Genomic DNA, 14132 nt, shown 5'->3' on the forward strand with positions numbered 1-14132 from the left:
GAAGGCAGGAATAACCATGAAAATTCTTGTTACAGGTGCAAGAGGTTTTGTTGGCAAAAATCTTGTAGCAGAGCTTAATAATAGAGGATATAAAGATATATATAAATTTGATAAAGATACAGATAAATCACTTCTTGATGAATATACAAAAGACTGTGAATTTGTATTTCATTTAGCAGGGGTAAATAGACCTAAAGATGAAAAAGAATTTATGGAGGGTAATTTTGGATTTACATCAGAACTTTTAGACTTATTAAAAAAGCATAATAATGGAGCACCCATTTTAATAACTTCTTCTATTCAAGCAGAAAGAGATAATCCCTATGGAAAAAGCAAAAGAGCAGGAGAAGAATTATTATTTAACTATAGCAAAGAGACAGGAGCAAAAGTTTTAGTATATAGATTACCAAATCTTTTTGGGAAATGGAGCAGACCTAATTATAATTCAGTTGTAGCAACATATTGCTATAACATAGCAAGAGGTTTAGATATACAAATCAACGATCCTGAGACAGAACTTACTTTATGCTATATAGATGATGTTTTAGATGAATTTATAAGAGCATTAGAAGGCAAAGAAACTAGAGATGGAAAATACTGTTTAGTTCCTGTAACACATAAAATAAAATTAGGAGATTTGGCAGAGAGAATAAAGAGCTTTAAAGAGAGTAGGAAAGACTTAAGTATTCCTAATATGAATGATGAATTAACTAAAAAGTTATATAGTACTTATTTAAGTTTTCTACCAGAAAATGAGTTTTCTTATGATTTAAATATGCATTGTGACGATAGAGGCTCATTTACTGAGTTTATAAGAACTCCTGATAGAGGACAAGTTTCAATTAATATATCAAAACCAGGAATCACAAAGGGGAACCACTGGCATCACACAAAAAATGAGAAATTCTTGGTAGTAAGTGGCAAAGGAATTATTCGTTTTAGAAAAATAGATTCGGATGAAATTATAGAATACAAAGTTAGTGGAGAAAAGCTACAAGTTGTAGATATACCTACGGGCTATACTCACTCAATTGAAAATGTGGGTGATACTGATTTAGTAACTATTATGTGGGCTAATGAAGCATTTAATCCTGAAAAGCCAGATTCATATTATTTGGAGGTTTAGAAGATGAATAAGGATAGGATTGCTAGAATTATTATTTATCCTTTTCGTATTTTATACGAAAGAATATGGCCAGTAAAGTATGCAAAAAAAATTGGTGTTAATCTCAAGATTCAAGAAACTTTTATTTATGGAAAAGTTAACTGGGGAACAGAACCTTGGATTATTAAACTGGGGGACAATGTACACATAACCAATAATGTAACTTTTGTAACACATGATGGAGGAACATTATTATTTAGAAAATTGCAGCCTGATTTGGAAATTACAAAACCAATCATTGTAGGTAATGATGTCTATATTGGAACAAATGCAATAATTTTACCGGGGGTAACGATTGGGAATAAAGTAATTATAGGTGCTGGTGCAGTAGTGGCAAAAAATATTCCGGATAATTCAGTTGTTGTAGGAAATCCAGCACGAATAATAAAAACTGCTGATGAATACTTTGAAAAGATAAAAAAAGAATCGCTAAAACTAGGTCATTTAAAAGGAAAAGAGAAAGATTTAGCTTTAAAAAAGTATTTTGGGTATAAAAATAATTTATGAAACCAATGATATTTTGTGAATTGTTGAGAATGAATTAAAATAAGTTCACTGATAATACTTTTCCATTAATGGAGGTGAATGTGCGGATGAAGAAGCTAAAAGTCATGACAGTAGTTGGAACAAGACCTGAGATTATAAGATTATCTGCTGTTATAAATAAATTAGAGGAGTCTGAAGCGATTGAACATATATTAGTACATACTGGACAGAACTATGACTATGAATTAAATGAAGTATTTTTTAAAGATTTCAAATTAAAAAAGCCAGATTATTTTCTAAATGCTGCTACTGGAACAGCAATAGAAACTATAGGAAACATTCTAATAAAAATAGATCCCATTTTAGAAGAAGTTAAACCAGATGCTTTTTTGGTGTTAGGAGATACAAACAGTTGTCTTACTGCTATAGCGGCTAAAAGAAGACACATACCAATATTCCATATGGAAGCAGGAAATAGATGTTTTGACCAAAGAGTACCTGAAGAAACTAACAGAAAGATAGTAGATCATATATCAGATATAAATCTAACTTATAGTGATATTGCAAGAGAATATTTAATAAGAGAAGGCTTTCCATCTGATAGGATTATAAAAACTGGAAGTCCAATGTTTGAAGTCTTAAATTCAAGAAAAGAAGATATAGAAAAATCAGATGTACTAGAAAGATTAAATTTAAAAGAAGGGCAATATTTTGTAGTATCAGCACATAGGGAAGAAAATATAAATTTAGAGAAGAACTTTTTAAATTTAGTAGATAGTTTAAATACAATTGCGGATATTTATAAATTGCCAATTATATTTAGTGCGCATCCAAGAACAAGAAAAATGATTGAATCAAAAGAAATAGAATTTAATCCGATGATATCACTTATGAAGCCTCTTGGATTCAATGATTATGTTAAACTTCAAATTAATTCAAAGGCAGTTCTAAGTGATAGTGGAACAATAAGTGAAGAATCTTCAATACTTGGTTTTAAGGCACTTAATATTAGAGAAGCTCACGAAAGACCAGAAGCAATGGAAGAAGCATCAGTTATGATGGTAGGGCTTGAAAAAGAAAGAATATTGCAAGGATTAGAAATATTGGAGACACAGCAAAAAGACACTTTAAGAAGAGTAGCTGATTATAGTATGCCTAATGTATCTGAAAAAGTGCTTAGAATAATATTGTCTTACACGGATTATGTAAATAGAGTGGTGTGGGGAAATTTTCAAACTTGTGATATTTCTACTTTCTAAACTAATAGCAATTCCAACTGTGCTGTATGTTTACAAAAAAAGCCTTAGTATGTTAGACTAAACGATAAATTGTCAGATAGGAATTTATGTGTGAAAAGTGTGATCACGTAATTTCAAATTAACAAAATTAAATATTAAAAATTTATAATGTTTATGTAATAACTGATGTTAGTAAATAAGGATGGACACAAAAAGCTGAACACGGTAAAATATCTTTATGAATAGTTGCGTTAAACAATGTTCAAAAATGGTATTTGATATTCAGATGAATTTAAACAGATTATTGATCTATATAAGTCAGGTCAGTTAGTGTTAGATCTAAGTTGTGAATATGGCGTAGTAACAGTAAATATTTATAAATGGATAAAAAACTTTCTTCAGTAAAAGTTTCTGAAAGCGAGGAAATCACAGCAAAAGAATACAAGGCATCGAAAAAACGCATTGCTGAACTTGAGATTAAGTTTGAAATCTTAAAAAAGCTACCGCAGAATTCGCAAGAAAACGATAGATGAAATTGTTGCGTTTATTAATAAAAATAAAGCTCAATATACCGTTAAGCTTATATGCAAAGCTTTAAAATTTACAAAATGTGCTTATTACAAGGCTCTTCATGGTATACCATTAAACCACAAAATAGAAGCTGATAAACTAAAAGCAGAAATCCGTATGTTTCATACCGAAAAGAAATTATGGTATAATGACCACAATATAGGAAATTTTAAAATCCGAGAAAAACTCATTAGCCTAAAGAGAGTGTAACTCTACATGTCTTCTATGGGACTTCGCTCTATAATAGTTAAAAGATATCGCCCATAATCATTCAAAACAAATGTAGAAAGAAAAGAAAACCTTCTTAATAAAGGCTTCCAGGACTCTTGTATTAACAAGACGCGCTTTACAGATATAACCTATATTTACACAATCAATGATGGGTGGACATACCTTGCTTCTTTTTGGACTTATATAGTAAAAAGATTATTGGTTATGCATATGGTACTTATATGACGACGGAATTAGCAATCAAGGCGATAAAAAATACCTGCCTTAATGTTAAAGACACAAAAGGAATTATTCTACATAGTGATCTTGAGACGCAGTATACAAGCTTAAAATTTGAGGACTATCTATCCTCTAAAGGTATAGTTCATTCCTTTAGCAGGAAAGGCAATCCCTATGACAATGCTCGTATGGAATCATTCCATTCGGTATTAAAAAAGGAAGAGGTTAATCATCACAAATACTATGATTTTAATGATGTGCGATTAGCAGTCTTTGAATATATCGAATCTTGGCACAACCGAATAAGGATTCATAGTGCAATTAATTACAAGACCCCACAAGAGGTTTATGAAACTGCTCTTCTAATGGCATAAAAAATTAAACTTTTTGTGTCTACTCTATTGACACAAGTCCAAACAAGTAAGCATTATATTAATTAAGTATAATAAATATTAATAAGTACGAAAACAAGAAATGTAAGAAGAGCTTAATATCAAAATAAAAATTCTTATAAAATGAAAGATAAACAATAAATAATTCATTTTGTTAAAAATAAATTCTCTGGTACTAGAGCTAGAAACTATATTTACATGATAGATCTAATGAAGGACATGACGCAGCACTTAATAAATTTTATAATTTAGGGACAGGAGAGGCACTTCAATGCTGCAATTGGCACATGCTTTTGAAGAAGCAAATGGTATTGAAATTCCTTATTAAGTTGTAGGCCGAAGACCTGGAGATATTGCTGAATGCTATGCTGATGCAACTAAAGATGAAAGAGAACTTGGGTGGAAAGCTAAACGTGATATCGCAGTTATGTGCAGGGATGCTTGGCGGTTTGAGAAAGGGCTGAGTGGGTAGTTAGCTTTGAAAAAGTGGAGGTGAAATAAATTATAATCATTGAAATAGAGTTATTTTGAAATACAGTGTGAGTGAGGTGATACCATGGTTAAAGGGATGGAAGTAGACGAAAAAATAAAAGTTTTTATAAGCTCTCAATGTGGTATTGAAAAATATGATCATATTCGCAAAGAACTAAAAAGACTTATAGAAGAAACTGGGTTTGCAAAGGTATATTTATTTGAAGAGAGATTAGCTTCGACTCAAACTGCCGAACAAGATTATCTTTATGCTTTAGATGATAGTGACGTATGTATCTTTTTAATTGATAATGCTGATGGAGTTACACCTGCGGTATTACGTGAGATAAAAAGGGCAAAATCTCACCCCAAAAAATCACTTTATTTATTTTGCAAAGAAAAGCAGGAAGAGCCAACACAAATTCAAAAAGAATTAATTGGTGCACATGGTGCAAAATACTATATAGTTAATAATTTTGAAGAATTTATAAACAAAGGATATGAAAGTCTGATTAATGACATAAGCAATGTATATAGAAATTATTGCAAAAATAGATATATAGACCCTGAATTTACACTAAATCAAGGAACAAATATGGAAATTGACGCTATTGCGTCTGAAGCGTTGGAAAAGAGGTTATTTGAAGGTATAGAGAAAACAAAGCTCTATCTAAGTAGACAGATATTAAACGAAGTACAAAAAGAGGTCAGTGAAACAAGTAAATTAGATTTATATTGTGAGGATTTTTTACATGTTCTTTTTGGAGAAAAAAACATAAGAGAGTGCAATATTTCTCTTCTATTATCAACGCTTGAAAATTTACAGAGTAAGAAACTACATGAGGTGGTTGTCAATCGGTGGAATGCAATCCAGTATTTTTGGAATGATGATATCGATAGGTGTATAACATATGAAGAGGCAGCATTAGAGATTGCTAAAAAAAATTCTTTATCAAATTGGATTGTTCAAGACATCTTGATAGATTTGAGGAACTTATATATGTTGCAAGGGCAACAAAACAATCAAATCGTCTTTAATAGTAGGGCTCAAAAAGAATTAGATAACGAATCTACTGTACTCTTTTATCCTCTTATTGATAGATATGATAAATCTCTTTACGAAGAGATAACGAAACAGAATATAAAATCCATAACAAGATCCCCGTATACCGTTTCATGGGGTAATAACATAGATAAATACATTGATTACTTATCCAATGTTTATGTTACATCCGTGTTTAATGGTTCATTAACTCACATTTTGATAATTATTGATCGACTAAAGGATATTGCTTTTAATTTATGTAAAGAATATAGTGATTGGCAATTCAGGGTTTTGCTATTAAAATTGTCTATAAGACAGGGGAATAAAAAAGAAACAAAGGAATTTATTGAATTTTTTAATGATGTAATTGGTAAGATGAATTCATCTGATTCCATAGAGATATATAATTTTTGTAATTCTGTTCCTATTAAATATCAGCGAGATATTGCTAAATTGGAGGCTTTTAAATATTTAGGTTATTATTTCTCTGATAAAGATTATGAAAATATAATTAAAGAAATTATCAGTTTAATTGAAGATTGGATTACATCAGAAAAACGCATTATTGCTGTAGGGGATTATATATTTGAAGCTTTGAAGGAGAATTGCTACAGAATTGATAGAAATATCATTATAAGAATTTGCCTTGATATATTTGATAAAAAATTGTATCGGTTCTATGATAAGGCACTGGATTTGATTGCAAATGTGGGACTAGAAAATATAGATAATGATCTCACAAAAAAAACTATAAATGAGATTAATAAAATCGTAACTGATGAAACCATTAGAAGCAAATGTAATAATTTGGAAAGTGCTATTATTTCTATTCGACGATCAAAAAGAGATTATACAGATAAATTACATGAAAGTGTTTTAAAATTTATGCCAAACTTTTATGAAGAAAAGTATAAGTTAGAGACGATGATAGATTCGCAGAAAAACAGTGAAGAATATATTTTCAAATATGTTTATAAAATTAAAGAACGAAATCAAACTCAAGGAAAAGATGGTAAATATTCTTTATATGCCTATAGTCTTTTTACGATTATAAAAAATATTATAGACATGAACAAAATAGATATTAATGATAAATTATTAAGTACAATTTTTGAAGTATCATTGGAGACTTTACTTTGTCCTAAGCAATTATTATTGGAGAAAGTCGAAGCTATCAAGCTAATAATATATATGAAGCTGAACTCAACATCTGAAATGTATGATTTTGAAAAATTCTTTTGCCAGATAGAAAGTAAAAAAGACGTTGTAGTTGATGGTTTTTGTGATCACTTTTACAAACATACTAATATAACTATACAATTTTGTTATATGCTGATGAAAATGGTATTTGATAATCTTGATAATGGGGAATTACTTGAATATTTAGGAATGTATAATGAGCTTGAAGAATCTGAGAAAATTGAAGCTTTAAAAGCTTTGATATCAGTATTTGAAAATAATTATTGTAGTAAGATTAATGATAATATCTTATTCATGTTTCTACAATTTGTTTTAGGATTATCTCATGATTCAAATCATGATGTAAGATATTATGCAGTAAAAACACTTTTACTTATGATATCGCCAGCGACTAAGGATCCAATTTTTACTCGATTATCAAAAATGATGGATTATGATAGTGCATACATTAAAAATTTGATTATTAATCGAGCAGAAAATTTGATAAATATTTACCCCGATATTTTATACTTTATTATACAAAAAGCAAGTGTTGATAATCACTATGTAATTAGAAAGCGTGGATGTGAATTAATTGCAAAAAATAGATTATAATATCAATGATCATATATTTTATTACTGGGATCATCAACTATCTATGTTTTTAGTAACAACTGCATAGATAAAGAAAATATTGGTCAGATTCAAGGTATATTTAGAGTTATGGAGAAGCAAAAGCTAATAATAGTCTTTTCACAATTGATATGTAAATTTATTGCTCTAAATATAAAGTGTCATATATTTTAGAAAGAACTTTCCCAAGGTTTATTGAATGAATAAAATAATTCAGCAAAGCATATATGAGTGGTGAATGATTTATAGCAATTAAAGGTATTAAAATTTAGTAAAACAAGTATACATAACAGGTTTGACTTCGAAATAATAATTTGGATTGAATTTTGATGGAAGTTAATTTGCAAAAATGACAATAGCTGACATCAAAGAAATGAGTTATATAAGTAAATTATTAACAAATTAAAAAAGGTGATCTATAGTGAAATCACAAAAAGTAGCAATCATAAAAAACGGCATAGACATTGGAAGAATTATTCCCTTTAATAAGGATGAAGGTGAGTATGATTTTAAAATAAGTTTTGTAAAAAATGATTATGAAGTAAATATGTATCCGTTTCTTTCATCAGCACCTGAAAAGGTTGAGTTAGAAGATATGGCAAGTTGGGAAATTTCATATCATAGAAAAACTATAATGAAGCCAACAGTCATTCTTCTAAAAGAGGAAAAAAGCCAAGAACATAAACCACTTCCTCTGCATCGTTTAGTAGATCCGACATCACATAATGAGTTCCCTATTCCATTTATGAGAGTAGAAATTCCATCAGATTTTTCTGGGAAGATTTATGATTCAAAGTCTAAGGAGAATATTTTGTTCGATATAAAAGATGCTAATGTAGCAGAATTCTATCTAACTCATATAGATTTTGATTACGAAAGATTTGCAAGAAAATGGCCTACGATTAGTTTAAGACTTATGGTGGCTTCATTTGAGTTTTTTGCGACCAATAACCTGCTTACAGATAATGGCAAGTTTAAGTATTTTATGCCTTCAGATGGTGGCGTGCGTGCTGGAGCTGAAGAATTTATAGTCAATAATGATATGAAATTTTATATTAATCTATACAATAATCCTGAATTGATTGGGGAAAAAATTAAGGTTACTTTTATTGAAAATGAGTTTGCTGATGCTCTCCTTGGGCTATCGTCGATTGGCTATAAGAATGAAGAGGACAAGGTTGAAATGATTCCAGCATACCAAGAGGACTTAAGCCGAGATACCATGTCGAAAGAAGAAAAAAGAAAATGGGAATATAGATTTAATAAGATGCGAGACAAGTTGGAAAGGGAGATTAGGAAAGTAAAAAGATCTAACTTATAAAAAGGAATTTAATATTTTATGTAGAATATATGCTATAGAAATATAGTTATCAAAATTAGCTTTTAAAATATTTGAAAAAGAAAGGACATTATTATGGAAAAGAATATAAGAAAGTATCTACTTATCCTTATAGATGTATTGTTGATCAATATTGCTTTTTTTATGGCCTTTTTCTTAAGATTTGATTATCGTATAGTAGAGCCTTACTTTACATTATATAAGCAATCATTTATAATTTTTACATTAGCAAACATAGTTACATTTATATTTTTTAAGCAGTACCATAAGATATGGCGGTATGTTAATTTAAAAGATTTGATAGACTTGATGGTTGTTATAACAATAGGAAGTGCTGGATCATCGCTTATATTATTTTTATTGCAGATACATTTGCCAAGGTCTATTTACCCATTAAGCTGGCTTTTAAATATTATATTGATTATTTCCAGCAGGTTGTTTTATAGATATATAATGAGCAATTCTAAAGTAAAAATAAAAAATATAGTATTTAGAAATACGCTTATTATAGGTGCTGGAAGTGCTGGGCAAATGTTAATAAGAGAATTAAGAGCACACCCTGAAATAGGATTAAAGCCCGTAGCTATTCTTGACGATGATAGATCAAAGATATATAGGAGTATGGAAGGTGTCCCTATTGTAGGTACACTCGATGATATAGTTAAAGCAGTCAAGGAAAATGAAATTGATGAAGTGATATATGCGATTCCTTCTGCGTCAAGGACGGTATTGAGAAAAGTAATTGATAGTCTAAGTGAATTACATATGAAAGTAAAAACTCTTCCAGGAATATATGAACTAGTAAATGGCAAAGTATCTGTTAATCAGTTACGGGATGTGGATATAAATGACTTATTAGGAAGAGATCCAATAAAGATAGATTTAGACGAAATAAGCAGTTATATAAAAGATAAGAAGGTAATGGTAACGGGTGGAGGTGGATCGATAGGTTCAGAATTATGCAGGCAAATAGCGAAGTTCAATCCATCCCATCTTATAATTCTTGATATATATGAAAACAATATGTATGAAATACAACAGGAATTATTAAGAAAATATCCAGATCTAAGAATGACATGTCTTGTAGCTAGCATAAGAGATGAGAAAAAGTTAAATATCATATTTAAAGAATATAAACCTGAAATTGTTTTTCACGCTGCTGCACATAAACACGTTCCATTGATGGAAGATAGTCCACATGAAGCTGTTAAAAACAATGTTTATGGAACATTAAATCTTGTAAGATGTGCAAATGCATATGGTGTTAAGCGCTTTGTCATGATTTCGACAGATAAAGCTGTTAATCCTACAAGCGTAATGGGTGCAACTAAGAGGATTTGTGAGATGATAATTCAATCATTTGATAAGGTGAGTGAAACAGAATTTGTTGCGGTTAGGTTCGGTAATGTTTTAGGCAGTAATGGCAGCGTAATACCATTGTTTAAAAAACAAATAGCAGAAGGTGGACCTGTAACAGTTACACATGAAGATGTAAAAAGATATTTTATGACAATACCAGAAGCAGTACAGCTTGTTATACAAGCTGGTGCTATGGCAAATGGTGGAGAGATATTTGTACTTGATATGGGAGAGCCTGTAAAGATTATAGATCTTGCAAGAGATTTGATACGCTTATCCGGTTTTGAGCCAGATGTAGATATTCCTATTAAGATTACTGGACTAAGACCTGGTGAAAAATTATTTGAAGAACTGCTTATGACAGATGACAAATATACGTCAACAAAACATGACAAAATTTTTATAGAAAAGCCAGGATTTAATGACTATGATGGCTTAGTTTTAACATTAGAAAAATACAAGTCAAAAATAGATGATATGGATACATATGAGCTAAAAGAATTTATAAAATCAATTGTACCAGAATATAACTCACCTGAATTTGATGCAATTGATGAAGTTAGTGCTACAACAATAAATAGCAAGTAAAAAATTTTTTTTCGAATGTAGAATATGCTTATCGGGAAGCTGAGGTTTAGTTTAGATGAAGACTTAACAGAGATGATTAAGTATTATAAAGTAAAATATATGTAAGATGATGTTTTGCATTGATAGGCGAGGAGTGAAAGACTCATTGCAACCATTTTGCATAGAAAATGTTATAATTCTATACATAGAAAATGCATTTTTAATTTGCTCTAAAGACAAGGTGCAGAATGTGAAAGATATATTGAAGGAATTAGAAAGGGGAAAAGTGGAGTATTTATAAACATAAATTCTGGATGAATTTCTGGTTTATATTTTTAACAAACATATCGAAATATTTTGTAATGTAAGATATATCAAATAACAATTTTTATAATAATGAGCTGCTGATAACTTATTTTTTCAATATAGATATTAGTGGTGTCGTAGGGATATTGCATGCTTTATAGAATGATTTAAATCTAACTTCCGAAGATACTTTATATATATATGTTTCATTGTATAAAATTTACGTGGATTTGCTGGTTGCTATAACAAATGGGAATATAGTATTATTGAAAAATTTCTTATGTATAATAAAAGGATTTTTAAATCTACTATCGAATATATTAAGTATAAATTAATGAGAGAGGTAATGAAAATGGATAAATTAAATTTATTTCAGGAAACCATAGGTTTTTCAATAGTTAAGGATAATAAAATATTAAAAACTGACGAAGTTAATTATATAAGAGATTATTTCTCAAATGATGGATATACAGGATATTCATTAGTGCCAGATGGTACAGGTATTCTTCTTTATAATTCAGAAAATTTAAATGATACATTTGTTTATAATAGTGAGTTAATACAATTAAATAAGCCAAATATAGTTTTAGATAAGAATACTATTAAAATTCAGTTATCACGTTTATTTGAGATAATGAATAGAATAAATGTGATGATAAAGAATTATGGTATAAAATTAATAGGAGTTAGTAAAGTTAATGAATCAGATAATAAAATATATAGTTATTGTATAAAAGACGAATTTTTAAGCAATATTAGAAATAATGATATTAATTTAAATGGCATTGGGTTAAGATTATCTTATCAATTAGGTAATTTTGTAATAAATCATTATATAGAACCGTATTTTAACGACAAAGATTTTATATATTCTATTATTGATGCAAATACTAATTATCAGAATCCTATTGATATAACTTTTGATTTTGTATATAACGATTTTATAAAAATTATTGATCAATATAAAAAAGGATTCAAATTTTTTAAATGAGGTGAGTCATATGGCTCAAAAGCAGCTTCCTAATACAATTTATTGTTTATTGAAGAAAAAGGGATTTTATGATATGACGTATAAAGAAAGACAACAAAAACATAAAATTTTTATGGATAAAATGAAGAATGCATTGTCTACAGATGAGAAAGTATTGTTGAACAATATTTTAAAAGAAGAAGAGGGGGAGTATACTAATGGTAGGTATAAGCCCTTTAAATAAAGCTAATGTTTTAAATATTAATAATGATATAATATTAGATAATGTAATAGCAACAGATACAAATGCTATAATGTATGCATTTGGTTATCCCACATGTATAAAAGATGGTATAATAGAAAATAGTAATATTAACAATTTATTACAAAATCAATATTATAGTTTTTTTGATAAGGCAGCCAGTAATGATACTATTATTACATATACACATACAAATATTTGTGAGATCCGTACATTAAGTCAAAAACTGGTTTCAAAGAGAAAGGCTAAAGAAGAGAATTTATCGAATTTTAAATGGAAAGATATATATTCTAAATATGACTATTTAAAGGAAGAAAGCAATAATTTAAGTAATATAATAATATCTACTATAGAACAATCACCATATTTTTTATATTTGGAACAATTAACATCTTTAGAAATCATAAATTTAGAGAATCAATTATTATTGAACGCTTCTATTGATTCAAATGATGCTACGATTATTGCAAATGCTTTGGCATATAAAATCAATTCAATTCTAACTAATGATATGCAATATGCTAATGTCAGAGGTATTAATATTTATACATCTAATCCCAAAATGTTAATTGGAACAAATAATAATTTAATAGATTTTAATACAACATGTAAATTTTACAAAGAATATTTAAATGAGAATTTAATTGGTAAAGTGAAAGATGAGTAAAAAATATTACATGATTGAATTTATATTATATTAATTGAGGTTTAGTTTTATAACCAGAAAATATGTTGATAAAGCCTGTGGGCAAAATATTACAGCATGTATCGGGCTAAATGCAAAGAGACTCGATGAAAATTCTCCCATGGTTGTTGTTCTATCTGATGATACGATAACAGATAAAGACCCAAATATTAAAAAACGTGATAGAAAAAGCAATTATAAATGATAGTCTAGTCACAATAGGAGTAAGATTTTCTCAATCAGAAACTGGATATGAATACATAAATTTCAAAAAGATAACACATAAGATATTAAACAACAGTCCTGTACATAAAGTTGAGAAATTTGTAGAAAAGCCGAATTATGAAACGGCGATAAAATATGTTGAAAGCGGAGACTATCTATGGAACAGCGGCATGTTCATATGGAAGACATCAACAATACTAAATGCGATAAAAGAATATATGCCACAATTATACAGTGCATTAAATGTTATAAAGGAAAACTTTGATTCAGATGAGATAGAAAAAATCTTATACGAGGAATATTCAAAACTTGAAAGCATATCGATAGATTACGGCATAATGGAAAAAGCCAAGAATGTGTATGTAGTGCCGGGAGACTTCGGCTGGGATGATGTAGGAAGCTGGACATCAATAGAGAGATTATACGAAAAAGACGAGAACGGCAATGTCATAAAAGGCAATGTCGTAAGCGTAGACACAAAGAAATGCATCATAACAGGAAGCGATAAACTCATTGCTACACTAGGCATAGAAGATGTAATAATCGTAGACACAGAAGACGCACTTTTAATATGCTCGAAGGATAAAGCACTAAATGTGAAAGCAGTATTGAAGGAGCTAAAAGAGAAAAAAAGCGAGTATTTGTAAAAAAAGTTCAGTAGGAGACAAAAATAGAGAAGTTGAAAAAGAAATACTTAATCAAATAATAGGATTAAGTAAAAGTGAGGCAGTTTAGTAGTTCAAAATATTAAGTAATCTACAACATTTATAAAATTATCAAAAGTCCCTTT

At 29.1% G+C, this 14132-nt stretch carries 12 protein-coding genes and 1 pseudogene; all 13 read left to right on the forward strand.

Translation table 11 applies throughout. The features are described 5' to 3' along the window. Positions 1-16: 16 nt before the first annotated feature. Positions 17-1126, forward strand: a complete 1110-nt coding sequence (locus J2Z80_RS00900) for a capsular polysaccharide biosynthesis protein CapF (protein WP_209452671.1) — start codon at positions 17-19, stop codon at positions 1124-1126. A 3-nt stretch (positions 1127-1129) separates the two neighbouring features. Beyond that, on the forward strand, positions 1130-1672 hold the full coding sequence (locus J2Z80_RS15065) for an acyltransferase (protein ID WP_209452672.1): 543 nt from the start codon (positions 1130-1132) through the stop codon (positions 1670-1672). Between the two features lie 86 nt (positions 1673-1758). Then, positions 1759-2910: a non-hydrolyzing UDP-N-acetylglucosamine 2-epimerase gene (wecB, locus tag J2Z80_RS00910; protein ID WP_209452673.1), complete on the forward strand. Its 1152-nt coding sequence runs from the start codon at positions 1759-1761 to the stop codon at positions 2908-2910. Between the two features lie 359 nt (positions 2911-3269). Then, positions 3270-3422 carry a hypothetical protein gene (locus tag J2Z80_RS00915; RefSeq protein ID WP_209452674.1) on the forward strand — a complete coding sequence of 51 codons (153 nt, stop codon included), beginning with the start codon at positions 3270-3272 and terminating at the stop codon, positions 3420-3422. A 441-nt stretch (positions 3423-3863) separates the two neighbouring features. Next, entirely contained in the window at positions 3864-4283 is a 420-nt protein-coding gene (locus J2Z80_RS00920) for a DDE-type integrase/transposase/recombinase (protein ID WP_209452675.1), read from the forward strand. Positions 4284-4857: 574 nt separating this feature from the next. Further along, on the forward strand, positions 4858-7611 hold the full coding sequence (locus J2Z80_RS00925) for a hypothetical protein (protein WP_209452676.1): 2754 nt from the start codon (positions 4858-4860) through the stop codon (positions 7609-7611). A 439-nt stretch (positions 7612-8050) separates the two neighbouring features. After that, on the forward strand, positions 8051-8950 hold the full coding sequence (locus J2Z80_RS00930) for a hypothetical protein (RefSeq protein ID WP_209452677.1): 900 nt from the start codon (positions 8051-8053) through the stop codon (positions 8948-8950). A 93-nt stretch (positions 8951-9043) separates the two neighbouring features. Further along, positions 9044-10915 (forward strand): polysaccharide biosynthesis protein, encoded by a 1872-nt coding sequence (locus J2Z80_RS00935; protein ID WP_209452678.1) that lies wholly within the window; start codon positions 9044-9046, stop codon positions 10913-10915. Between the two features lie 109 nt (positions 10916-11024). Beyond that, entirely contained in the window at positions 11025-11195 is a 171-nt protein-coding gene (locus tag J2Z80_RS15360; RefSeq protein ID WP_432422697.1) for a cupin domain-containing protein, read from the forward strand. Between the two features lie 357 nt (positions 11196-11552). After that, on the forward strand, positions 11553-12191 hold the full coding sequence (locus J2Z80_RS00940) for a hypothetical protein (RefSeq protein ID WP_094397784.1): 639 nt from the start codon (positions 11553-11555) through the stop codon (positions 12189-12191). A 10-nt stretch (positions 12192-12201) separates the two neighbouring features. Beyond that, a complete protein-coding gene (locus J2Z80_RS00945; RefSeq protein ID WP_013788547.1) occupies positions 12202-12414 on the forward strand; it encodes a hypothetical protein in 213 nt (70 codons plus the stop codon). Continuing rightward, positions 12389-13099, forward strand: a complete 711-nt coding sequence (locus J2Z80_RS00950) for a hypothetical protein (RefSeq protein ID WP_209452679.1) — start codon at positions 12389-12391, stop codon at positions 13097-13099. Before J2Z80_RS00945 ends, J2Z80_RS00950 begins: the two co-directional genes overlap by 26 nt. 56 nt (positions 13100-13155) lie before the next feature. Further along, positions 13156-13989, forward strand: a pseudogene (locus tag J2Z80_RS00955) (mannose-1-phosphate guanylyltransferase); the annotation flags it as partial. Positions 13990-14132: the final 143 nt, after the last annotated feature.

Source organism: Thermoanaerobacterium butyriciformans, from assembly GCF_017874545.1.
GTDB lineage: Bacteria > Bacillota > Thermoanaerobacteria > Thermoanaerobacterales > Thermoanaerobacteraceae > Thermoanaerobacterium > Thermoanaerobacterium butyriciformans.

Excerpts from the sequence above, each read along its gene's own strand:
- J2Z80_RS00900 (WP_209452671.1), top strand. The coding sequence starts at position 17 with ATGAAAATTCTTGTTACAGGTGCAAGAGGTTTTGTTGGCAAAAATCTT.
- J2Z80_RS15065 (WP_209452672.1), top strand. The coding sequence starts at position 1,130 with ATGAATAAGGATAGGATTGCTAGAATTATTATTTATCCTTTTCGTATT.
- wecB (WP_209452673.1), top strand. The coding sequence starts at position 1,759 with ATGAAGAAGCTAAAAGTCATGACAGTAGTTGGAACAAGACCTGAGATT.
- J2Z80_RS00915 (WP_209452674.1), top strand. The coding sequence starts at position 3,270 with ATGGATAAAAAACTTTCTTCAGTAAAAGTTTCTGAAAGCGAGGAAATC.
- J2Z80_RS00925 (WP_209452676.1), top strand. The coding sequence starts at position 4,858 with ATGGTTAAAGGGATGGAAGTAGACGAAAAAATAAAAGTTTTTATAAGC.
- J2Z80_RS00935 (WP_209452678.1), top strand. The coding sequence starts at position 9,044 with ATGGAAAAGAATATAAGAAAGTATCTACTTATCCTTATAGATGTATTG.
- J2Z80_RS15360 (WP_432422697.1), top strand. The coding sequence starts at position 11,025 with ATGTTTTGCATTGATAGGCGAGGAGTGAAAGACTCATTGCAACCATTT.
- J2Z80_RS00940 (WP_094397784.1), top strand. The coding sequence starts at position 11,553 with ATGGATAAATTAAATTTATTTCAGGAAACCATAGGTTTTTCAATAGTT.
- J2Z80_RS00945 (WP_013788547.1), top strand. The coding sequence starts at position 12,202 with ATGGCTCAAAAGCAGCTTCCTAATACAATTTATTGTTTATTGAAGAAA.
- J2Z80_RS00950 (WP_209452679.1), top strand. The coding sequence starts at position 12,389 with ATGGTAGGTATAAGCCCTTTAAATAAAGCTAATGTTTTAAATATTAAT.